This is a genomic window from Streptosporangium sandarakinum (genome assembly GCF_050942225.1).
Taxonomy (GTDB): domain Bacteria; phylum Actinomycetota; class Actinomycetes; order Streptosporangiales; family Streptosporangiaceae; genus Streptosporangium; species Streptosporangium nondiastaticum.
In genome coordinates this window covers 8018602-8040163 of sequence record NZ_CP192034.1, presented here as the reverse complement: position 1 = coordinate 8040163, position 21562 = coordinate 8018602, and the positions used below count along the sequence as shown (strand labels likewise).

At 72.8% G+C, this 21562-nt stretch carries 19 protein-coding genes and 1 pseudogene; 16 read left to right on the top strand and 4 right to left on the bottom strand.

Annotated features, from left to right (window positions below):
• Window positions 1–15: 15 nt before the first annotated feature.
• A complete protein-coding gene (locus ACQP10_RS36880) occupies window positions 16–1545 on the bottom strand; it encodes a glycosyltransferase family 39 protein (RefSeq protein WP_390002671.1) in 1530 nt (509 codons plus the stop codon).
• A 194-nt stretch (window positions 1546–1739) separates the two neighbouring features.
• Entirely contained in the window at window positions 1740–1913 is a 174-nt protein-coding gene (locus ACQP10_RS36875; protein ID WP_390002669.1) for a hypothetical protein, read from the bottom strand.
• Window positions 1914–1938: 25 nt separating this feature from the next.
• On the opposite strand from ACQP10_RS36875, the gene ACQP10_RS36870 reads away from it, so the two are divergent.
• From ACQP10_RS36870 to ACQP10_RS36850, 5 genes are all read left to right on the top strand, one after another.
• Window positions 1939–2505 carry a CGNR zinc finger domain-containing protein gene (locus ACQP10_RS36870; protein ID WP_433540576.1) on the top strand — a complete coding sequence of 189 codons (567 nt, stop codon included), beginning with the start codon at window positions 1939–1941 and terminating at the stop codon, window positions 2503–2505.
• Window positions 2506–2657: 152 nt separating this feature from the next.
• On the top strand, window positions 2658–4268 hold the full coding sequence (locus tag ACQP10_RS36865; protein WP_179821946.1) for an ATP-binding cassette domain-containing protein: 1611 nt from the start codon (window positions 2658–2660) through the stop codon (window positions 4266–4268).
• A gap of 144 nt (window positions 4269–4412) precedes the next feature.
• Window positions 4413–5216, top strand: coding sequence for a hypothetical protein (locus ACQP10_RS36860; RefSeq protein ID WP_346018432.1), 804 nt, complete (start codon window positions 4413–4415; stop codon window positions 5214–5216).
• Between the two features lie 176 nt (window positions 5217–5392).
• Entirely contained in the window at window positions 5393–7180 is a 1788-nt protein-coding gene (locus ACQP10_RS36855; protein ID WP_433540575.1) for an RNA polymerase sigma factor, read from the top strand.
• A 105-nt stretch (window positions 7181–7285) separates the two neighbouring features.
• Window positions 7286–9085, top strand: a complete 1800-nt coding sequence (locus tag ACQP10_RS36850; protein ID WP_433540574.1) for an NlpC/P60 family protein — start codon at window positions 7286–7288, stop codon at window positions 9083–9085.
• A 192-nt stretch (window positions 9086–9277) separates the two neighbouring features.
• Here ACQP10_RS36850 and ACQP10_RS36845 read toward each other — a convergent pair whose 3' ends face one another.
• Complete coding sequence (locus ACQP10_RS36845) at window positions 9278–9769, bottom strand: inorganic diphosphatase (RefSeq protein ID WP_179821953.1); 492 nt, start codon at window positions 9767–9769, stop codon at window positions 9278–9280.
• A 120-nt stretch (window positions 9770–9889) separates the two neighbouring features.
• Here ACQP10_RS36845 and dacB point away from each other — a divergent pair, with 120 nt between their 5' ends.
• The 11 genes and pseudogenes from dacB to ACQP10_RS36790 all read left to right on the top strand — a co-directional run bounded on the left by dacB (window position 9890) and on the right by ACQP10_RS36790 (window position 20224).
• Window positions 9890–11257, top strand: coding sequence for a D-alanyl-D-alanine carboxypeptidase/D-alanyl-D-alanine endopeptidase (dacB, locus tag ACQP10_RS36840; RefSeq protein WP_386150248.1), 1368 nt, complete (start codon window positions 9890–9892; stop codon window positions 11255–11257).
• A 202-nt stretch (window positions 11258–11459) separates the two neighbouring features.
• Entirely contained in the window at window positions 11460–12674 is a 1215-nt protein-coding gene (locus ACQP10_RS36835) for a zinc-dependent metalloprotease (protein WP_346018436.1), read from the top strand.
• Window positions 12675–12735: 61 nt separating this feature from the next.
• Window positions 12736–13748: pseudogene (gene tilS, locus ACQP10_RS36830) on the top strand (tRNA lysidine(34) synthetase TilS).
• Window positions 13749–13759: 11 nt separating this feature from the next.
• Window positions 13760–14317, top strand: coding sequence for a hypoxanthine phosphoribosyltransferase (gene hpt, locus ACQP10_RS36825; RefSeq protein WP_433540573.1), 558 nt, complete (start codon window positions 13760–13762; stop codon window positions 14315–14317).
• Between the two features lie 282 nt (window positions 14318–14599).
• Complete coding sequence (ftsH, locus tag ACQP10_RS36820) at window positions 14600–16576, top strand: ATP-dependent zinc metalloprotease FtsH (protein WP_179821962.1); 1977 nt, start codon at window positions 14600–14602, stop codon at window positions 16574–16576.
• Window positions 16577–16578: 2 nt separating this feature from the next.
• On the top strand, window positions 16579–17163 hold the full coding sequence (folE, locus tag ACQP10_RS36815; protein WP_386150235.1) for a GTP cyclohydrolase I FolE: 585 nt from the start codon (window positions 16579–16581) through the stop codon (window positions 17161–17163).
• Between the two features lie 434 nt (window positions 17164–17597).
• Entirely contained in the window at window positions 17598–18449 is an 852-nt protein-coding gene (gene folP / locus ACQP10_RS36810) for a dihydropteroate synthase (RefSeq protein ID WP_399498554.1), read from the top strand.
• Window positions 18446–18886, top strand: coding sequence for a nuclear transport factor 2 family protein (locus ACQP10_RS36805; RefSeq protein ID WP_179821967.1), 441 nt, complete (start codon window positions 18446–18448; stop codon window positions 18884–18886). The genes folP and ACQP10_RS36805 overlap by 4 nt, the downstream gene beginning before the upstream one ends.
• Entirely contained in the window at window positions 18883–19269 is a 387-nt protein-coding gene (folB, locus tag ACQP10_RS36800; protein WP_179821969.1) for a dihydroneopterin aldolase, read from the top strand. Before ACQP10_RS36805 ends, folB begins: the two co-directional genes overlap by 4 nt.
• On the top strand, window positions 19266–19763 hold the full coding sequence (gene folK / locus ACQP10_RS36795) for a 2-amino-4-hydroxy-6-hydroxymethyldihydropteridine diphosphokinase (RefSeq protein WP_346018440.1): 498 nt from the start codon (window positions 19266–19268) through the stop codon (window positions 19761–19763). Before folB ends, folK begins: the two co-directional genes overlap by 4 nt.
• Window positions 19760–20224, top strand: coding sequence for a DUF3180 domain-containing protein (locus tag ACQP10_RS36790; RefSeq protein WP_433540572.1), 465 nt, complete (start codon window positions 19760–19762; stop codon window positions 20222–20224). The genes folK and ACQP10_RS36790 overlap by 4 nt, the downstream gene beginning before the upstream one ends.
• A 103-nt stretch (window positions 20225–20327) precedes the next feature.
• On the opposite strand, the gene ACQP10_RS36785 is transcribed toward ACQP10_RS36790, so the two are convergent.
• Entirely contained in the window at window positions 20328–21554 is a 1227-nt protein-coding gene (locus ACQP10_RS36785) for an NADH-quinone oxidoreductase subunit D (RefSeq protein WP_179821977.1), read from the bottom strand.
• Window positions 21555–21562: the final 8 nt, after the last annotated feature.

Genomic DNA, 21562 nt, shown 5'->3' with positions numbered 1-21562 from the left:
CGGCGCGGGCCAAGGTCAGCTGTAGTGGCGGGCCTGCGGCCACAGCCGGTCCCACGGGGCCACCGGGTCACGGCAGACGAGGATCGGCAGGTGCTGCTCCTCGTTGGACAGGCCGACACCGTTGTCGATCCGGCCGTGCCGCTCGCACGAGGCGAACGACCGCGCGTAACCGGCCGGGTCGTCGGTCACGACCACCGCGACCCGCGCCGAGGCGGGCGGCGGGCCGTACCGGTAGAGCTCGTTGTGGCCGCTGTAGACGGCGGGCAGCCCGTACCGCCGGGCGTAGCGGGTCAGCGCGCCGGCCTCGCCGTAGTTCTCGGTGAGGAGCACGGTCCGCGCCCGGTCCGCGGGCAGTAGGTCCCGGACCACGGCGGCGACCCGCGCGGCGAATTCCGGCCAGCCGACCGACTCGCGCGCCACCTCGTTCAGCGCGGCGACCGGGGTCCCCTCCAGGGACGCGGACGGGACGACCGGCAGCGCGACGACGGCCGACACGAGCGCGCCGGCGGCCAGGAACCCGCCGAGCAGCGCGCGCCGTCCCGCCCGCCCCGGCGGTCGCTCCGTCGCCCGTCCCGCCGCCCGCTCCGCCGTCTCTTCCGCCGGCCGTCCCGCCGCCCGCTCCGCCGTACGCCCCGCGCCGGTCATCCAGCGTTCGGCGGGGCCGCAGCCCGCCGCGAAGAGCAGCACGAGCAGGCCCGCGACGTAGTCGGCACGCCCTCCCGAGTACAGCACCAGCGCGCAGGCCACCGGGTAGGCCAGGGCGAGGCACCGCAGGCGCGGCTCCCGCCACAGCCGTACGAAACCGGCCACCTGGAGCACGGCCTGGACCGGCCCGAGCAGCAGGATCTGCAGCGGCACGAACATGACCCGGTTCTCCGCGCCGTCGTCCGCCTCCAGCGCCGCGGCCATCTGCAGCTGCGGCCAGCCGTGCGTCGCCTGGTAGACCAGGTTGGGCGCGGCGAGCACCAGGGCCACCAGGACGCCGAGCCAGAGCCGGCGGTCCCGCAGCACGTCGCGCGGGCCGACGGCCAGGACACCCACGCCCACGGCGACCAGGAGCAGCACGACGAGCTGCCGGTTGTAGGTCGCGACGCCCGCGACGGCCCCCACCGCGAGCCACCAGCGGCCGTCGCCCCGCAGCGCCCGGACGCAGAACAGGATCGCCGCGACCCACAGCGGCAGGTCGGCGCTCAGGGTGAGCAGGGTGTGCCCGGCGACCAGGACCAGGGTCGTGGTGGCGACGCCCGCCGCGGCGACGATCCGGGCGGTCCGTCCGCCGCCCAGTTCCCGGGCCAGCAGGGCCGTCAGGACCACCACGAGGGCCGCGGACAGGGCGGGGAGGACGCGCAGCGCGGTCACGCCGTCCCCGAACAGCCCGATCGAGACGCGGGCGATCATCGGGGTCAGCGGCGGGGTGTCGAAGTATCCGAGCGCCGGGTGCTCGCCCAGCAGGCGGAAGTACAGCTCGTCACGGTGGTACCCGTAGCGGGGGCTCACCGCCAGCAGCGCGGCGAGGGTGGCCAGAGCGGTCACGGCGACGGGCACGCGAGCGGAACGGGGGGTTTCCGGCACCCCGCCATCATCTTCCTCCGGCGCCGTCATGACCATGGGGTACGGCCGGCCCGGCGGAGGCGCCCGGGAACCGCTCGGGCGACCGGGCCGTCTCCGGCCGTGCCGCCCACTCCCCGGAGCCTCCGCCGAGGCCGTCCCACGAGGAGACCCCGCTCCACGATGAAGCCTCACCCCATGGTGAAGCCGATCACCCGTCCGGCCAGCACGACCAGCCACCGGCCGCACCCGCACCGCGCGTAGCCCACCGTCCCCTCCGCGCTGCCGTGGGTGGAGGCCGTGACGCCCGCCCGCCCGCACGCCGGACAGTCGGGACCCGTTTCCGCCGCGATCTCGTTGATCATGCCACCAGCGTGATGTCATTGTTCAATGCATTTCAACCCTTACGGCGGCGCCGCCGCCCAGCTCGCCGCCGCGCTGGTGAACCTGGAGCCCGGCACCTCACCCGAGACGATCACCGAGATGCTGCGGGAGCACGACTACCGTCCCTTCCGGCAGGTGAACCCCGCCGAGGCGGCGGAGCTGCTGCGCTGGGCCGACCGGCTGCGCCCGGTCTTCGCCGACGCCGACCTCGACCGCCGGGTGGAGGCGGTCAACGCCCTGCTGGCCGTCACCGTCAGCCGGCCGTACATCTCCCGGCACGACGGCCGCGCGCCGCACCTGCACTTCGCCCACGAGCGGGGGCCCATCGTCGACCGGCTGCGGGCCTACACCGCCTCCGGCCTGGCCCACGCGATCTGCGAGGACCACACCCGGCTGGGCGTGTGCGACCGCCCCGGCTGCGACGTGGCCTACGTGGACACCTCCCGCAACGGCCGGCGCCGCTTCTGCGGCGTCCGCTGCGCCAACCGGGTCTACGTCGCCGGCCACCGGAGCCGTACAGCCGGTGCGCCGACCGGGTCCACGCGGCCGGCCACCGGAGCCGTACGGCCGTGACCTCGGACGGCTTGAGCCGGCTGTGACCCGCCTTCCCTCCGCCGCGTACCGGGCACGACGGCGCGTACCAGATCGCCGTCACCCGAAATCCGGATGCCCGTCATCGAAACCGGCATGTACTCTTCCCGGGAGCTTGAGAGAGGGAAAACGCCGTGGGACACGTCGAGGTCGGGCATCTGACGTATGTGCTGCCGGACGGGCGGCCGTTGCTGAACGACGTGTCGTTCCGGATCGGCGACGGTGTCAAGGCCGCGCTCGTCGGCCCCAACGGCGCCGGCAAGACCACGCTCATGCGGCTCATCGCGGGCGACCTCCAGCCGGTCGACGGGAGCGTGGCGAGCTCCGGCGGGCTCGGGATCATGCGGCAGTTCATCGGCGGCATCCGCGACGGGCGGACCGTCCACGACCTCCTCCTCAGCGTCGCCCCCGAACGCGTACGGCAGGCCGCCGAGCGCCTGGAGGCCGCCGAGCTCGTGATGATGGAGCGCGAGGACGAGAAGGCCCAGATGCGCTACGCGCAGGCCATCACCGACTACACCGACGCGGGCGGCTACGACATCGAGGTGCTCTGGGACACCTGCACGATGGCCGCCCTCGGCGTGCCGTACGACCGGTGCAAGTACCGCGAGGTCAACACGCTGTCGGGCGGCGAGCAGAAGCGGCTGGTGCTGGAGGCGCTGCTGCGCGGGCCCGACCAGACGCTGCTGCTGGACGAGCCGGACAACTACCTCGACGTGCCGGGGAAGCTCTGGCTGGAGCGGGCGCTGCGCGAGACGCCCAAGACCGTGGTGCTGGTCAGCCACGACCGGGAGCTGCTGGCCAACGCCGCCGACCGGATCATCACCGTCGAGTCGGGCAACATCTGGGTGCACGGCGGGGGCTTCCGCACCTACGCCCAGGCGCGCCGGGAGCGCAACGAGCGCCTCGACGAGCTGAAGAGGCGCTGGGACGAGGAGCACGCCAAGCTGAAGCAGCTGGTCAACACGCTGAAGAACAAGGCGAAGTACATGGACACCATGGCCGCCGCCTACCACTCCGCGCAGACCCGGCTGCGCAGGTTCGAGGAGGCCGGCCCGCCCGAGGCCGCGCCCAAGGAGCAGTTCATCAGCATGCGCCTCAAGGGCGGCCGGACCGCCAAGCGGGCGGTGATCTGCGAAGGCCTGGAGCTCACCGGCCTGATGAAGCCGTTCGACCTGGAGATCTGGTACGGCGAGCGGGTCGCCGTCCTCGGCTCCAACGGTTCCGGCAAGTCGCACTTCCTGCGCCTGCTGGCCGGCGAGGACGTCCGGCACACCGGCGTGGCCAGGCTCGGAGCCCGGGTCGTGCCCGGCCACTTCGCCCAGACCCACGCCCGCCCGGAGCTGATCGGCCGGACGCCGTGCGAGATCGTCATGACCGAGCACGCCCGGCTGAAGAACGAGGCGATGAAGGCGCTGGCCCGCTACGAGCTGGCCGGGGACGTCGCCGAGCAGCGGTTCGGGACTCTGTCGGGCGGGCAGCAGGCGCGGCTGCAGATCCTGCTGCTGGAGCTGTCGGGCACGACGCTGCTGCTGCTCGACGAGCCGACCGACAACCTCGACCTCGCCAGCGCCGAGGCGCTGCAGGAGGGGCTCGACGCCTTCGACGGCACCGTGGTCGCGGTCACCCACGACCGCTGGTTCGCCGACGATTTCGACCGCTACCTGGTGTTCGGCTCCGACGGCAAGGTCTACGAGGCCCCCGAGCCGGTCTGGGACGAGAGCCGGGTGGTCCGCGCGCGGTAGGGCCGCCCGGACCCGCGGCCTGCCCGCCGATGCCGGGACGCAGGCCCGGGATCCGCCCCCGGCCACCGATCGGAACGGTAAAGAATGCCGCCGTTCCCCGTGTGTCCCCTGGGGGACGTCCCGAATACGGGTTATCACCATGGGGTGACGCACAGCACCCGAATCGTCGGCGTTATCGCCCTGCTGCTCCTGGCCGGATGCTCCTCCGGCACGGAGAAGCGGCAGGCGGCCCCGCTCCGGCCGCTCACGGTCAGGGAGCAGGTCTCCTCCGTCGTCAAGGGCGACGACGGCTACGTCGTGAACTGGGCCGGGGTGCTCTCCAACGCCAACCCCTGGCACTTCGGGGAGCACGTGGTGGCCACGGTGGTCGCCAAGGACGCCCTGGGCCGGGAGATCGTGCGGACCGAGCAGCAGCTGGACGCGGTGCCGCCGGGCGGGACGCTCCCCTTCAGCGGCCAGACGACCGCCGCGCGCAAGCCCTCGCAGGTCACCGTCACCTACGGCTCCGCCCAGTGGCGCCCGGCCGCCCGGATCGTCTCGGCCTTCGAGGACTTTCCCGTCACCGGCGTCCTGACGGCTCGGCAGGACCACGGCTACCTCGTCACCGGGTACGTCGGCTCGCCGTACCGCCTGCCGGCCGGGAACCTGGTGGTCACCGCGCTCCTGCGGGACCGGAACGGCAGGCTGCTCGGCGGGGGCAGCACGTTCGTGGACGACGTCCGGGCGAACGCCAAGCGCAGGTTCATCCTGAACATCCAGAGCGTCCAGGACACCGGGAAGATCGACCGGGCCGAGGTGCACGCCGGCACCTGGGGGTCGACCAGCCGCCCGTACGACGCGCTGGCCCTCGGCGGCATCGTCCCGGTCAACACGGCCAAGCCGACCACGGCGCCCTTCGCCAAGGACCGGGGCAGGCCCGCCACGCTCACCGCCGACGCCCGCCCCTGACGACCCGGCCGCGTCACGGATCCGGCGGATCACCGTGAACCCCCGCAGTCCAAAGGGGTCCGTCCCCGAGGCCGGAGAGGACCGGTTGTCCGCTTCGCCGACGGAACGTTGACAACGGCCGTCAACGCGAAGGAATCGGTAGAACTTTCAGTTACCAATCGTTTACCGTCTGTCACATGGACAACGGTGTTCTGGTCGAAGCCCTCCGCGGGCGTGAGCCCGGCGCTCTCGCCGCGCTGTACGACTTCCACGCCCCGGGCCTTTACCAATACTGCTGGTTCATGCTGGGCGGCCCCGACGGGGCTCAGGTGGCGCTCCGCGACACCATGATCACCGCGGAGGCCCGCGTCCACGAGCTCGCCGACCCCGGCCTGCTGCGGGCGTGGCTGTACGCACTCGCTCGGGGGGAGTGCGTACGGCGACGCCCCGCGGCCGGCCCGGAGCCGGGGATGCCGGGCCCGGCGGCCCCGGCTACGGAGGCCGCGCGGCCCGGCTCCCCGCGGTCCGGAGCCCCCGCTCCGGCGTCCCCGGGAGACGGTGTCGCTTCGGCCTTCCCGGGGGACGGCGCCATCGGCCTGGCCGCGTCGGCGTGGCACGCCGTCCGCAGCCTGTCCCCGCAGGACCAGGAGGTCCTCGAACTCCTTCACCGGCACGGGTTGTCCGTCGCCGACCTGGCAAGGGTGCTGGGGGTGCCGGTCAGGCGGGCCGGCGCGATGGACGACGCGGCGCGGGAGCGACTCCGCGACGCGATCACGGTGGAGGTCCTCGCCCACCGGAACCACCACGACTGCGCGGACCTGGCGCGGTCGCTGGACGGACCACCCGGCCGCCTCACCCCGCAGGCCCGGCGGCGGGCCGCCCGCCACGTGAGCGGCTGCGACGCCTGCGCCCCGCACCGGGCCCGGCAGGTCTCCGCGAGCAAGGTCCTCGCGGTCCTGCCGCCGGTCGTGCCGCCCGGGACGCTGCGCGTGCGGGTGATGAGCTGCTTCACCGACCCCGACCTCGTCCCCTACCGCCGCTACGTCGCCCGGAGGGCCGGCCTGCTCGACGCCGCCGGGTTTCCCCGCCGCCCGGACCACCGGAAAGGCCGCGGGGCTCGCGTTGTGGCCGGCGCGGTGGCTGCGCTCGCGGCGACGGCCGCCGTGGCGGTGATGTCCGTCCAGTTCATCGGTGAGTTCGGCGAGGACGCCGCCGGCGCGCCGGAGACGCGGCCGGTGACGGGGGAGCCGCTCGGCACCCTCCTGCCGCGGACCCCCGGCCCGGCCGGTCCTCCGGCGGTCCTGAGATCCCTGGGCGGGCGGGAGGCCGCGCGTCCGGCCGGGTCCGGGCCGCCCCGGCCGATCGTGCCGATCGCCTTCACCGGGCCCGGGGAGCGGACGACCGGCACGTCGGGGGTCCCGTTCCGGAGCCCCTGCCGCCACCGGACCCCACCCCGGCCCCCACCCCGGGCCACGAGCCCGCCCCCGCGCCCACGGCCGGACCCACCTCGGCACCCACCGCACGGCCCACCCGGACCGGGGCCACAGGCGGAGGCCCGACCGGCGGCCCGATCATCGGGCCCGGTGGCAACGACGGCCGTGACGGCCGTGACGGCCGTGACGGGCATGGAGGCCCTGATGGCTCCGGCGGACTCGGTGGTTCCGGTGACTCCGACGGGCGGCCCGGCCCCCACCGGCCCGGTCCGCCCGCGTCCGAGGAGCGTCCTCCGCGGCGCGATGTGCCGCGGGAGCATCACTCGCGAGGGCATCACCGCGCGGACCGGCCCGACCGGCCCTGTCCGCCCGGCTCCCGGCCCACCCCGGCCACCCCGGATCAGCCCGCCGTGCCCTCGGGGCCGGAGCGGCCCGCCACTGCTTCGGAGTGGCAGCGTCCCTAGACCTCGCCGCGCGCCGCTGAACGCCCCGGCGGTTCCGGCGACCCCGACGGGTGGCCCGCCCGCCCGGCGAATTGATCACGGTGCGTGAGTTGCATGTGTGTGCAGAGTGACGAATGGGAATCCTGAGGCAATCAGTGATCGCGCTGTGACGTGTATCGGCACAGTGCCACACAGTGATTCGGAGATCGGACCCATGCGTTCCGCGGGGAAGAAACGACGCCACTGCCACGCCGTGGCGGTGGCGGGCCTGGCCTGCTGCCTGATCACGGGCGCGGGATTGCCCGTCCACGCGCGGCAGGGCAGGCCGGGCCCGTCCGCCGACGAGGTGGCGGAGGCCCGGTCCAGAGCCGTCGAGCGAAGTAAACAGGCGCGCGCGGCCGCCGACCGGCTCGCGAGCGCCCGGAAGGGGGCGGCCGAGCTGGCCGCCAGAGTGAGGAGACTGACCGAGATCCATGACGGCGAGCTGGCCGAGGCGGCCCGAGCGCGGATGCTGGCCGAACAGGCGGGTGAGCGGGCCCGCGAGGCCGAGGCCGAGCTGGAACGGGCCGGGTTCCCCGACCGGTACGGAGCCCTCGCCCCAGCGGCCCTCTCATCCCGGCCCCCCTTTCCGGTCCTCTCCCCGGCAGGTCCCCCTCCACCCCCGGCGGGACCCCCGCAGCACCCCTCCCTTCCCGCACCGGCGGGCCTCTCACCGCGGCTCGCCCTCCCCGGGATGAACCCTCCGCCACCAGCCGTTCCCCTCGCGGGCGACTTCCCGGCCGGGTTCACGGTCCCCTCACTCCAGGAGACCCTCGCCTACGGAGCGGGGGGAGCGCCGTCGACGGGCGAGAGGCTCGACGGGCTGCGTCGGGCCCGGGACTTCTTCCTCGCGCTCGGCGCCCGCGCCGAGGACGCCCGTGTACGGCATCAGGCGGCGGCGAACCGGGCCGCCGCCGAGCGGGCGGTGGCCGAGGCGGACGCGGCCGCCCGGCTGGCCGAGGTGCGGCGGATCACGGCCGAGCGGACCCGTCTGTGGGGCAGGGCTTCCGCGGCCAGGAGCGCCGCGGCCCGCCTAGCCGGGCAGCGGCGCGCCGCGCGGGGCCGTACCGGGCACGCCGGACATGCGCCGGCCGGCCGTACCGGGGCCGTACGGCATGCGGCACGCGGCGGTGCCGCGGGCGCGGGGCGCGCGACGCGCGGCCGTACCGGAGGCGTGGGACCGGTGGGTCCCCTGGGGTTCGTCCGGGGCGGGTCCGCCGGCCCGTGGGCGTACGGCGGGATCAGGCTGGTGCGGCGCGCGGTGCTGGGCCGTACCGGAGGTCCGGCCGGATGGGCCGGGGCGGCCCGGTGGACCCGGCGGCCGGCGGGGGCGCTCAGGACGGGGCGCCCGGCCGGAGCCCGTGTCGGCGGGAGTCGTTTCGCGGAAGGCCGCGTGATCGGGGCCCGCGCCACCGGGAACCGCCTCGCCGGAGGCCGGGTGATCGGGGAACGCGCCGCGGGAGGCCGCGTGGCCGGGGAACGTGTCGCCGGGGCCCGCGTGATCGGAGGCCGTACCCTGCGGGGACGTTCCGGGGGCGATTCCTGGGGGCGGGGCGCGGGCGGCGGATGGCCGGAGCCGGACTGGTGGCTCGACCCCGCTCCGTGGCAGATGCCCGGCGACGTCGTCGCCGACTGGGCGCTCACGCAGCTCGACAAACCGTACGTCTGGGCGGCCAGCGGGCCCCGCGGCTACGACTGCTCGGGACTGGCCATGCGGGCGTGGGAGCGGGCCGGGATCAGGCTGGACCACTGGACGGGCTCCCAGTGGACGTCGGGACGGCACATACGGCTCGACCGGCTCCACCGGGGCGACCTGCTGTTCTTCGGCCGGCTCACCGGAAACCCCGCGGACGTGCGGCACGTGGGGATCTACATCGGCGGAGGGCTGATGGTGCACGCCCCGCAGACCGGGGACGTCGTGCGGATCGCGCCGATGTGGCGCGGTGACCTCGTCGGCGCCACCCGCCCGGCGTGACGCCCGGTGGCCGCCCGTTCAGCCGTCGGCCCGGCCGCACCCGATCAGGTGCCGCCTGCCCGACGGCCGTCCGCCCGGCGGCCGTCATGCGGTCACCCGGCGCGGGTGACCGTCCGTTCGGCGGACACCCGCGCCGTGACCGCCGGCCCGGCGATCGCCCGTCTGGCGACCACCGGGCCGGCGACCGTCCGCTCAGTGCTCGCCGGCGGTCTCCGCCCGCTTGATCGAGCGCGCGATCTCCTCCTCGGCCTCGACCCGGCCGACCCAGTTGGCGCCCTCGACGGACTTGCCGGGCTCCAGGTCCTTGTAGACCTCGAAGAAGTGCTGGATCTCCAGCCGGTCGAACTCCGCCACGTGGTGGATGTCGCGGATGTGCTCCATCCGGGGGTCGGTGGCCGGGACGCACAGGACCTTGTCGTCGCCGCCCTTCTCATCGGTCATGCGGAACATGCCGACCGCGCGGCACTTGATCAGGCAGCCGGGGAAGGTCGGCTCCTGGAGCAGCACCAGCGCGTCGAGGGGGTCGCCGTCCTCACCGAGGGTGTTCTCGATGAAGCCGTAGTCTGCGGGGTACTGCGTGGAGGTGAAGAGCAGCCGGTCGAGCCTGATCCGTCCGGTCTCGTGGTCCACCTCGTACTTGTTCCGCTGTCCCTTGGGAATCTCAACGAGAACGTCGAACTCCACCGCTGTTCCTCCGCTCAAGCCCCCGGGTACACCCGGATGGGCATTAGTGTCTCGTAGGCGTTGAACCTGTTGGGTACCGTTTGGCGAAAGGTCGGCGACGTGATGCGGCGCGAGCGGTTGGTGGCCTTGGTCACTCTCGTCTTGCTGCAGCTTTTCGTCGTCGCGGCCGGTGCCCACCTGCTCACCAGCGACCTGCTGACCAAGAAGGCGCCCGAGTCGACCGCTTCGGCCGAGCCGCCTCCCGTCCCGGTCGTCACCGCGGGTCCGGTGCTGGTCTCGGGGGGGAACGGACCTCTCCCTGCCAAGGGTACTTTGACCGGGGCTCTCACCAAGGCGCTGGGGGACCCCGCACTGGGCAAGAGGGTCGGCGGAGCGGTCCTCGACGTCCAGACCGGTGGTGTGATCTTCGCCGGCGACGCCGAGACGGGCATCACCCCGGCCTCCACCACCAAGGTCGTCACCTCGGTCGCCGCGCTGGCCTCTCTCGGGCCGGACGCCAGGCTGAGCACGCGCGTGGTGCGGGGGGCGACCGCGAACTCGATCGTCCTGGTCGGCGGGGGCGACCCCACGCTCGCCGGTCCCAAGCCGCTCGCCGGCCCGGTCTACCCCGCGCAGGCGTCCCTGCCGGTCCTCGCCCGGCGGACGGCCAAGGCCCTGAAGGCGGCCGGGATCACCAAGGTCTCCGTGACCTACGACGACAGCCTCTACACCGGCCCGCGCGTCCCCCCGTCCTGGAAGCCCAACTACATTCCCGACGGCGAGGCCGCCCCGGTCACGGCCCTCATGGTCGACGAGGGCAGGGTCACGCCAGGCGTCCGCCAGCGGGTCGCCGATCCCTCCCGGACGGCGTACCGGGTGTTCACCACCCTGCTGCCCAAGTACGGCGTCGCGGTCTCCGGCGGCGGCGCCACGCGGGGCAGGGCCCAGGCCGGCGCGCAGGAGATCGCCAGGGTCGACTCCGCGCCCGTCTACGCCCTGGTCGAGCGGGCACTGACGCTCAGCGACAACGACCTGGCGGAGGCGCTGGCCCGGCAGGTCGCCCTCAAGGAGGGCCTGCCGGTCTCCTTCGACGGCGGGGCGGCGGCCGTGCGGAAGGTGCTGGCCAGGCTGGGCGTGACCCAGGGCGTACAGGTCTTCGACGGCAGCGGGCTGTCCCCTGACAACCGCATCGCCCCGGCGAGCCTGGCCCGGCTGGTCGCGCTGGCGGCCTCCCCGGCCAACCCCCACCTGCGTTCGGTGATCAGCGGCATGCCCATCGCCGGGTTCACCGGCACCCTCGGTCACCGCTTCACCAAGAACCAATCCGTCTACGGCCTGGTCCGCGCCAAGACCGGCACCCTCAACGGCGTCAACACCCTGACCGGGGTGACGACCACGCGGGAGGGCCGGCTCGTGGCGTTCGCCTTCATGGCGGACGACGTCCCGCCCGGGTGGGGCAAGGCGGAGGCGGCCCTCGACAGGCTCGCCGCAAGGGTCGCCGCGAGCTGACGCCCGCCATGGGCTGACGCCCGCCGCGGGCCGGTGCCCACCGCTCGTGCCGCGGCCGGGACGGCTCCGGCGTCCGGCGCGGGGCCGCTCAGGGGTGGCCGGACCGTCGCCGGCGGCCGATTCCCACGACTTCCCATGGCTTCCCACGACGTGGACGACGCGGATGGCGCGATCGGGACGCTCACCACGTACGGTGGACGGTATGCAGGTGATCGACTGGGATCTTGCCGTAGCGACCGGAACGCGCCTGGTGCGCCCCGGGCCGCAAGTGAGCCGAGAGGAGGCCCGCCAGGCCGTCGCACAACTGCGGCGGCTGTCCCGTGAGGCCGAGGGGCACGTCCGCGAGTTCACCCGAATCGACACCGAGACCGCGCCACAGCCCGCGACGATCGTCGACCGTCCCGGCTGGATCAAGGCCAACGTCGCCGGTTTCCGGGTGGTGCTGGAACCGCTGACCGACCGGCTGGCCGCCCGCGGGGCGCAGACCCCGGCGATCGTGACCTCGATGGGCGCGCGCGTCACCGGCGTCGAGGTCGGCGCGGTGCTGGCCTTCCTGGCGTCCCGCGTCCTCGGCCAGTACGAGCTGTTCCTGCCGCCGGATCCCAGGGGTGAGGCGCCCACCGGTCGCCTGACCCTGGTCGCCCCCAACATCGTGCACACCGAGCAGGAGCTCGACGTCAACCCGGACGACTTCCGCCTCTGGGTCTGCCTGCACGAGGAGACCCACCGGGTGCAGTTCACCGGCGTCCCGTGGCTGCGCGAATACGTCCGCTCCCAGACCACGCAGTTCCTGCTCGCCTCGGACATCGACCTGAGCACGCTCCTGGAGCGGTTCCGCTCGGCCGCCGACGCGGTGGCCGACGCCGTCCGGGGCGGTGAGGGCAACCTGATCGACGCGATCCAGACGCCCGAGCAGCGGGCGATCCTCGACCGGCTCACCGCGGTGATGACCCTGGTCGAGGGGCACGGCGACTACGTCATGGACGCCGTCGGGCCGTCCGTGGTCCCTTCGGTCGCCGAGATCCGCGGCAAGTTCCACCACCGCCGCGAGGGCGGCTCGCGGTTCGACCGCACGATCCGCAGGCTGCTCGGGATCGACCTCAAGATGAAGCAGTACGCCCAGGGCTCCGCCTTCGTCCGCGCGGTCGTCGACCGCGTGGGCATGGACGGTTTCAACAAGGTCTGGACGTCTCCCGAGACCCTCCCCACCACGGACGAGATCGCCCACCCCGAGCGGTGGATCGCCAGGGTGGCCGAGGCGAAGGCCGTTCCCGGAGCCGGCGGCGGCACGCCCCTTCCGGCGGGTGGCGACGGCGCCGCCCCGAAGACGGGCGACGCCGGAGAGAGCGCCCCAGGCGCCGGAGACGGCACTTCGGACACCGGGGACACCCCGAAGCCCGACGGCGCCGAGGGCTGACGACGGGCTTCGGCGAGGCCGGTGGCGCCGACGGTCGCTCCAAGGCCGGACAATGGCGGGCATGGGTCCGCCTCCGGCCGTCGCCGACGTCCGCCGTGCCGTACGGCACGCGCTGGGTGATCTGGCGCCCGGTTCCCTCGTGCTCGTCGCGTGCAGCGGCGGCGCCGACTCCCTGGCGCTGGCCGCCGCCACGGGTTTCGCCGCGCCCCGCGCGGGCCTGCGCGCCGGCCTGGTGACCGTCGACCACGGCCTGCAGGAGGGCTCCGCCGCCCGGGCCGCCGACGTCGTGCGGCTGGCGCACGCCCTCGGGCTCGACCCCGCCGAGGCGTCGGCCGTCCGCGTCGGCACCGCCGGGGACCGGAGGCCGCGGCCAGGGAGGCCCGGTACGGCGCGCTGGCGGAGGCGGCGGGGCGGCTGGGCGCCGCGGCCGTGCTCCTCGGGCACACCAGGGACGACCAGGCCGAGACCGTGCTGCTCCGCCTGGCCAGGGGCAGCGGCACCCGGTCGCTGGCGGGCATGCCGGCCCGTGCCGGGCTGTACCGGCGGCCGTTCCTGGAGCTGGGCAGGCGGACGACCGCGGCGGCCTGCGCCGCGCTGGGCCTCGTCCCCTGGGATGACCCGCACAACGTCGACGACCGCTACGCCCGCGTCCGGGTCCGGCGGCGGCTGCTGCCCGCCCTGGAGGAGGAGCTCGGCCCCGGGGTGACCGAGGCGCTGGCCCGGACCGCGTCGCTGTGCCGGGACGACGCCGACGCCCTCGACGGCTGGGCGGACGAGGTCTACGCCCGCGCCGCCGTCGCCGATTGCGCTCTTAGCGATATCGGCGGGGTCGCGCTGGCCGTACCGGAGCTGGAGAAGGCGCCCGCGGCGGTCCGCCGGCGGGTGCTGCGGCGGGCCGCGGTCGAGGCGGGCTCGCCTCCGGGCACGCTGGCGGCCGGGCACGTCCTGCGGATCGACGGCCTGGTCACCGGCTGGCGGGGGCAGCGGCGCGTGGAGGTCCCCGGGGGGATTGGGGTGGTCCGCCGGTATGGCACCCTGGTGTTCGCCAGACAGCCAGCCAGTCCCGCTTCGTAAGGAAATCCCAGGTGGACGCAGCCGACATGGACAAGGACCTCGCGCGGGTCCTCATCTCCGAGGACGACCTCCAGGCCAAGATCAAGGAGTTGGCGGCCCGGATCGACGAGGACTACGCGGGCCAGGACCTGCTGATCGTGGGCGTGCTCAAGGGGGCGGTCATGGTCATGGCCGACCTGGCCAGGGCGCTGCACCTGCCGGTCCAGATGGACTGGATGGCCGTGTCGTCCTACGGCGCCGGCACCAAGTCCTCGGGCGTCGTGCGGGTGCTGAAGGACCTCGACACCGACATCGCGGGGCGTCACGTGCTGGTCGTCGAGGACATCATCGATTCCGGCCTGACCCTTTCCTGGCTGGTCCACAACCTGAAGTCGCGCAACCCCGCCTCGGTGGAGATCTGCGCCGCGCTGCGCAAGCCGGACGCGGTCAAGGTTCCGATCGATGTGAAGTACATCGGATTCGACATCCCCAACGAGTTCGTGATCGGGTACGGGCTGGACTACGCCGAGCGCTACCGGAACCTCCCTTTCATCGGGACTCTCGCGCCGCACGTGTACGGAGAGGCCTGAAAAGTACGCCCTGCGCGAAGCAGGCCGTCCGAAAAGGCGACATCGCCCGCCGACGCAGGGAACACACACCCACCTGACGTACGTTGGTAGGGCAAAGCCGGTACTGCCTCAGCGGTTACCCTGCGCGGCACGCCGGTGTACCTTCGGACTTCTAAGAGAAGGTCTATAGCGCCGTCTCTGGGTAGTCAGTTGGAAGCGGTTAGGGATGCCGCAACCCCGGGCTCGCCCGGGGTCTCCAGGCCATGGTCAGGAAGGGACGGGCCCGCCGGGGTTCCGCATCGGATGGATCTCAAGCGATTTACACGTGGGCCACTGCTGTGGATCCTGGGCATCGTCGTCTTGCTCTTGCTCGTAAGCACCATGTGGGGTGGCGACGGCAGCTTCGAGAAGAGGGACACGTCCCAGATCGTCAGCTGGATCAACGAGGGCAAGGTCTCCAACGCCAAGATCATCGACAAGGATCAGCGCATCGAGGTCACACTGGCCGACGGCAAGCGCTACTACTCCTCGTGGGTGACCGGCCAGGGCGTCCAGCTCGCCGACCAGCTCCAGACAGCGCAGAATGCCGGAAAGCTTTCCAAGGGCTACACCGTCGACGTGCCGAAGGAGAACATCCTCGTCGGCCTCGTGGTGAGCTTCCTGCCGATCATCCTCATCGTCCTGATCTTCTTGTTCGTCATGAACCAGATGCAGGGTGGCGGCTCGCGGGTGATGAACTTCGGCAAGTCGAAGGCCAAGCTCATCACCAAGGACACCCCCAAGACCACCTTCGCCGACGTCGCAGGCGCGGACGAGGCCATCGAGGAGCTGCAGGAGATCAAGGAGTTCCTGCAGGCCCCGGCCAAGTTCCAGGCGATCGGCGCCAAGATCCCCAAGGGCGTCCTGCTGTACGGCCCGCCCGGAACCGGCAAGACCCTGCTCGCCAGGGCGGTCGCCGGTGAGGCCGGGGTGCCGTTCTACTCGATCTCCGGTTCCGACTTCGTCGAGATGTTCGTCGGCGTCGGCGCCTCCCGGGTGCGCGACCTGTTCGAGCAGGCCAAGGCGAACGCCCCGGCGATCATCTTCATCGACGAGATCGACGCGGTGGGCCGTCACCGCGGCGCCGGTCTCGGCGGCGGTCACGACGAGCGCGAGCAGACGCTGAACCAGCTCCTCGTCGAGATGGACGGCTTCGACGTCAAGGGCGGCGTGATCCTCATCGCCGCGACCAACCGGCCCGACATCCTCGACCCGGCGCTGCTGCGTCCCGGCCGGTTCGACCGCCAGGTCACCGTCGACCGCCCGGACCTGGAGGGCCGCAAGGGCATCCTCAAGGTCCACGGCCGCGGCAAGCCGTTCGCCGAGGGCGTCGACCTCGACGTCATCGCCCGCCGTACCCCCGGCTTCACCGGCGCCGACCTGGCCAACGTGATCAACGAGGCCGCGCTGCTCACCGCCCGCGCCGACCAGAAGCTGATCACGATGGAGACCCTTGAGGAGTCCATCGACCGCGTCATGGCCGGCCCCGAGCGCAAGTCCCGGGTCATGTCGGACCAGGAGAAGAAGATCATCGCGTACCACGAGGGCGGTCACGCCCTGGTCGCGCACGCGCTGCCCAACTCCGACCCGGTCCACAAGATCACGATCCTGTCCCGCGGCCGCGCCCTCGGTTACACGATGACGCTGCCCATGGAGGACAAGTTCCTCGCGACCCGCTCGGAGATGATGGACCAGCTCGCGATGCTGCTGGGCGGCCGCACGGCGGAGGAACTCGTGTTCCACGAGCCCACCACCGGCGCCTCCAACGACATCGAGAAGGCCACCTCCATCGCCCGGCGCATGGTCACCGAGTACGGCATGAGCGAGCAGCTCGGCGCCCGCAAGTTCGGCACCGGTCAGGCCGAGGTCTTCCTGGGCCGCGAGATGGGCCACGAGCGCGACTACTCCGAGAAGATCGCCTCGGCGATCGACGAGGAGGTCCGCCGCCTCATCGAGTCCGCGCACGACCAGGCGTGGGAGATCCTCGTCGAGTACCGCGACGTGCTCGACAACCTGGTGCTGGAGCTGATGGAGAAGGAGACCCTCTCCCGCGAGCAGGTCCTCCAGATCTTCGCCCCGGTGGTCGTCAAGGAGAAGCGACCCTCCTACTCCGGTTACGGCAAGCGGCTGCCGTCCAACCGCCCGCCGATCCTCACCCCCAAGGAGCAGTCCGGCAACGGCGCGCTCCCGGCGGGTACGTCGGGCGTCTACCCGGACACCGCCCCGAGGGACGGTAGCTGAGCGTGGAAGTCGAACAGCCGGTGAGCGTCGACTCGGCCCGGATAGAGAAGGCCGTCCGTGAGATCCTCATCGCGATCGGTGAGGATCCCGACCGGGACGGCCTCCAGGAGACCCCGGCCCGGGTCGCCCGCGCCTACGCCGAGCAGTTCGCCGGACTGCGGCAGACCCCGGAAGACGTGCTGACCACGGTCTTCGACGTCGACCACGACGAGATGGTGCTCGTCAGGGACATCGAGGTGTACTCCACCTGCGAGCACCACCTGGTGCCGTTCCACGGCGTCGCCCACGTCGGCTACATCCCCAACCAGAAGGGGCAGGTCACCGGCCTGTCCAAGCTGGCCAGGCTGGTCGACGTGTACGCCCGCCGCCCGCAGGTGCAGGAGCGGATGACCTCCCAGATCGCCGACGCGCTCATGCGGGTGCTGGAGCCCCGGGGGGTCATCGTCGTGATCGAGTGCGAGCACCTGTGCATGACCATGCGCGGTGTCCGCAAGCCCGGCGCGAAGACGATCACCTCGGCGGTGCGCGGCGACTTCCGCAACAGCGAGAAGACCCGCGCCGAGGCGATGTCGCTCATCATCCACTGAGTCCACCGAGCCCACTGAGCCCACTGAGCCCACCGGGCCCGCGGGACTCGCCGAGCCCACAGGATCCGCCGGATCCACCGGGCCGCCCGTCCACCGGGTCCGGGCCTCGAAGCCCCGCCGGAGCCGCCCCCGCGGTTCCGGCGGGGCTTCGCCGTACGGTGCGGGCGAAAGGCTGTCGAGCCTCCCCGGATCGGGTTAGTATCGCCACACCTGCCGACCGTCCGGCATGCTCCGAGTTTCTGTTCCGAGCGCTTCCTCGATCGGCTGGCCGGGAAAGGCGACCCACGCGGAAGATGATCGCGAGAAGTGCCGTCCACCGCCCTCCGCGCCGTCCCGGCGCCTCCCGTCCCCCCGACCGGCCGGAACGGACCCGTCGTCCCGCAAGCCGGACCCACGATATGGGCGAAGTATGGGGAACGCCTAGGCTTGTCGGCATGACTACGTGGAAGGTGCCGGGGGTGCCCGGTCTCGGCCGGTGCCTGGTGATGGGCGTGGTCAACGTGACCCCCGACTCGTTCTCCGACGGCGGCCGCTGGTTCGACCCGAAGGCGGCCGTGCGGCACGGTCTGGAACTGGTCGAGCAGGGCGCCGACATCGTCGACGTGGGAGGGGAGTCCACCAGGCCCGGCGCGGCGCGCGTGCCGCTCGACGAGGAGCTGGCCCGGGTCGAGCCGGTCATCCGGGAGCTCAGCCGCGAGGGTGTCGCGGTCAGCGTCGACACCATGCGCGCCGAGGTCGCCCGGGCCGCCGTGGACGCCGGGGCCGTGCTGGTCAACGACGTCAGCGGCGGGCTGGCCGACCCGGAGATGCCGAGGGTCGTCGCCGCGACCGGCGTGGCGTACGTGGTCATGCACTGGCGCGGCCACAGCCACGCGATGGACCGCCGCGCGGTCTACGACGACGTCGTGTCCGAGGTGCGCGAGGAACTGGCCAAGCGGGTGGCCTCGGTGCTGGCCGAGGGCGTCGCCGAGGAGCAGATCGTGCTCGACCCGGGGCTGGGCTTCTCAAAGAACGCCGAGCACAACTGGGCGGTGCTCGCCGGGCTCGACCGGCTCGCCGAGCTCGGCCATCCCCTGCTCATCGGGGCGTCCCGGAAGCGTTTCCTGGGGCGGCTGCTCGCCGAGCCGGACGGTACACCACGATCCTTCGACCGCAGCGACGACGCCACGCTCGCCGTGACGGCCATCGTCGCCCGGGAGGGGGCGTGGTGTGTGCGGGTGCACAACGTACGCCCGAACGCGGACGCCGTCCGCGTCGCCGCCGCCGTCCAGGGAGCGAGATCATGAGCGTCGACACCACCGCCGTCGAGACGGTCAACCAGGCGTTCTACACCGCGATCGAGAACGCCGACCTCGACCGGATGACCGAGATCTGGGCCGACGACATGGACGGCCGGCAGGTGAGCTGCGTGCATCCCGGGTGGCCGATCGTGTCGGGCCGCCCGGAGGTGCTGCGCTCCTGGGCGCTGCTCATGGCGAACACCCCCTACATCCAGTTCGTGCTGACCGACGTCCGGGTGATGGTGATGGGCGACGTCGCCATCCTCACCTGCGAAGAGAACATCCTCACCGCGGGCGACGAGGGTGATTCCAGCTTCGCCGCGGGCAAGGTGGTGGCGAGCAACACCTTCGTCAGGACGGCGGAGGGCTGGAGGCTCTGGCTGCACCACGGCTCGCCCGTGCTGCAGAGCGACGACGACGAGGAGGAGGACGAGGCGGCGTGACAGACCCGACCGGCACCGACCGGATCAGCGTGCGGGGGTTGCGGGCGAGAGGGCGGCACGGTGTGCTCGCGGCCGAGCGGGAGCTGGGCCAGGAGTTCGTGGTGGACGTCACGCTCTTCCTCGACACCGCCCCCGCGGCGGCCACCGACGACCTGACGAGGACCGTGCACTACGGCGAGCTCGCCCAGGAACTGGTGAAGGTCGTGGAGGGCGAGCCGGTCGACCTGATCGAGACGCTCGCCCAGCGCCTGGCCGACGTCTGCCTGGCGTACGAGGCGGTGGAGTCGGCCGAGGTGAGCGTGCACAAGCCGGCCGCGCCGATCCCGCTTCCGTTCGACGACGTGGTCGTGACGATCAGGAGGAGCCGGGAGGGTCGCGGATGAAGGTCGTGCTGGCGCTCGGCAGCAACCTGGGCGACCGCTTCGACACCCTGCAGGGCGCGCTGGACGCGCTCTTCGACGCGCCGGGGTTCGGCTTCGTCGCGGTGTCGCCGGTCTACGAGACCGACCCGGTCGGCGGCCCCGAGCAGGGCGCCTATCTCAACGCGGTGGTGATCGCCGAGAGCTCCCTGGACCCCCGGGCGATCCTCGAACGCGCCCAGAGCGTGGAGAACGCCTTCGGCCGGATCCGGATGGAACGCTGGGGCGCGCGCACCCTCGACGTCGACCTCATCACGGTGGGGGACGTCGTCTCCGATGACCCCGAGCTGACGCTGCCGCACCCCCGGGCGCACGAGCGGGCGTTCGTGCTGGTGCCGTGGTCGCGGGTCGATCCGGAGGCGACGCTGGCCGGGCGGCGGGTCACCGACCTGCTGGCCGGGCTGGACCAGGAAGGTGTACGGCTGCGCGCCGATCTGACGCTGCAGAGGCCCGAGTGAAGCCCAGCCGCCCCGACGTGATCGTCGGGCTCATCGTCGTGTTCGGGGTCCTCACCTGGATCGCGCTGAGGCCGTTCTACTCGTCCCTGCCGACCGTGCCGTGGACGGCGATCCCGACGGTCTTCCTGCTGGCGATCGGCGAGGCGTACACCGGGTGGATGACCAGGGCCCGGATCAGGCGCAAGCCGGGCACCAAACCCGTCGAGCCGATGGCGGTGGCCCGCCTGGCGGCCCTGGCCCAGGCGTCGGCGTACGGCGGCGCCGTCTTCGCGGGCGTCTTCGCCGGGTTCGCCTTCTACACCGCCGACCTGCTGGAACAGGGTGTGCCGCGCCGCGACTTCCTCATCGCCGGTGGCTCGTTCGTCGGGTGCGTGGCGCTGATCTGCGCGGCGCTGTACCTGGAGCACTGCTGCCGGGTGCCCAAGGACCCCACCGAGAAGGGCCAGGAAGCCGGGCGCTGAGATCCGCGTCCCGGCGACCGGCCGGGTCCGGCGTCGTGGTCCGCCGGTTCGCCGGGGCGCCGTCCGCCGGGCTACCGGAGACGCCGGGTCCGGCGCCGCGGCGTCACTTGTCGATGTCGCCGACCACGAAGAACATCGAGCCGAGGATGGCCACCATGTCGGAGACCAGGTGGCCGGGGAGCGTCTCGCGCAGCACCTGGACGTTGTTGTAGGAGGCCGAGCGGAGCTTCAGCCGCCACGGGGTCTTCTCGCCGCGTGAGACGAGGTAGTAGCCGTTGAGGCCGAGCGGGTTCTCCGTCCAGGCGTAGGTGTGGCCCTCGGGGACCTTGAGCACCTTGGGCAGGCGCTGGTTGATCGGTCCTGGCGGCAGATCGCGCAGCCGCTCCAGGCAGGCGTCGGCCAGGTCGAGGGATACCTTCACCTGCTCCAGCAGCACCTCGAACCGGGCGTGGCAGTCGCCGGCCTCCCGGGTGACGACCCGAACTGGCAGCTCGCCGTAGGCGAGGTAGGGCTCGTCCCGGCGCAGGTCCATGTCCACCCCGGAGGCGCGGGCGATCGGGCCGCTCACGCCGTACTGCATGATCGTCTCGCGGTCCAGGACGCCCACCCCTCGGGTGCGGGCCAGGAAGATCTCGTTGTCCACGATCAGGTTCTCGATGTCGGGCAGCCGCCGCCGCACGTCGGCGACGGCCCGCGCGGCGCGGTCCGACCAGCCCTCGGGCAGCTCCTCCTTCAGGCCGCCGACCCGGTTGAACATGTAGTGCATCCGCCCGCCGGAGACCTCCTCCATCACGGCCTGGAGGGTCTCGCGCTCGCGGAACGCGTAGAAGACGGGGGTGATCGCGCCGAGTTCCAGCGGGTAGGAGCCGAGGAACATCAGGTGGTTGAGCACCCGGTTCAGCTCGGCCAGCAGTGTGCGGGTCCAGACGGCCCGGGGCGGCGTCTCCATGCCGAGCATCCGCTCCACCGCGAGCACCACGCCCAGCTCGTTGGCGAACGCCGACAGCCAGTCGTGCCGGTTGGCCAGCACGATGATCTGCCGGTAGTCGCGCACCTCGAACAGCTTCTCCGCGCCGCGGTGCATGTAGCCCACGATCGGCTCGGCCGAGCTGATCAGCTCGCCGTCCAGGGTGAGCCGCAGCCGCAGCACCCCGTGGGTGGAGGGGTGCTGCGGCCCGATGTTGAGGACCATGTCCTCGGTGGCGAGCTCCTTGCCCCGCGCGCCGGGAGCCGCCGGCCCGTCAACCGGGACCGGCCGTACGGCCTCCGCCCCGGCCCCGATGCCCACGTGCAGCTCCCGGGACGCCCCCTCGGCGTGACGCTCACTCATAGGGCCAT

Bases quoted from the DNA above. Each gene is read 5' to 3' on its own strand.
- ACQP10_RS36875 (WP_390002669.1), bottom strand. From the start codon at position 1,913: ATGATCAACGAGATCGCGGCGGAAACGGGTCCCGACTGTCCGGCGTGC.
- ACQP10_RS36870 (WP_433540576.1), top strand. From the start codon at position 1,939: ATGCATTTCAACCCTTACGGCGGCGCCGCCGCCCAGCTCGCCGCCGCG.
- ACQP10_RS36855 (WP_433540575.1), top strand. From the start codon at position 5,393: ATGGACAACGGTGTTCTGGTCGAAGCCCTCCGCGGGCGTGAGCCCGGC.
- ACQP10_RS36850 (WP_433540574.1), top strand. From the start codon at position 7,286: ATGCGTTCCGCGGGGAAGAAACGACGCCACTGCCACGCCGTGGCGGTG.
- ACQP10_RS36835 (WP_346018436.1), top strand. From the start codon at position 11,460: ATGCAGGTGATCGACTGGGATCTTGCCGTAGCGACCGGAACGCGCCTG.
- ftsH (WP_179821962.1), top strand. From the start codon at position 14,600: ATGGATCTCAAGCGATTTACACGTGGGCCACTGCTGTGGATCCTGGGC.
- folP (WP_399498554.1), top strand. From the start codon at position 17,598: ATGACTACGTGGAAGGTGCCGGGGGTGCCCGGTCTCGGCCGGTGCCTG.
- ACQP10_RS36805 (WP_179821967.1), top strand. From the start codon at position 18,446: ATGAGCGTCGACACCACCGCCGTCGAGACGGTCAACCAGGCGTTCTAC.
- folK (WP_346018440.1), top strand. From the start codon at position 19,266: ATGAAGGTCGTGCTGGCGCTCGGCAGCAACCTGGGCGACCGCTTCGAC.
- ACQP10_RS36785 (WP_179821977.1), bottom strand. From the start codon at position 21,554: ATGAGTGAGCGTCACGCCGAGGGGGCGTCCCGGGAGCTGCACGTGGGC.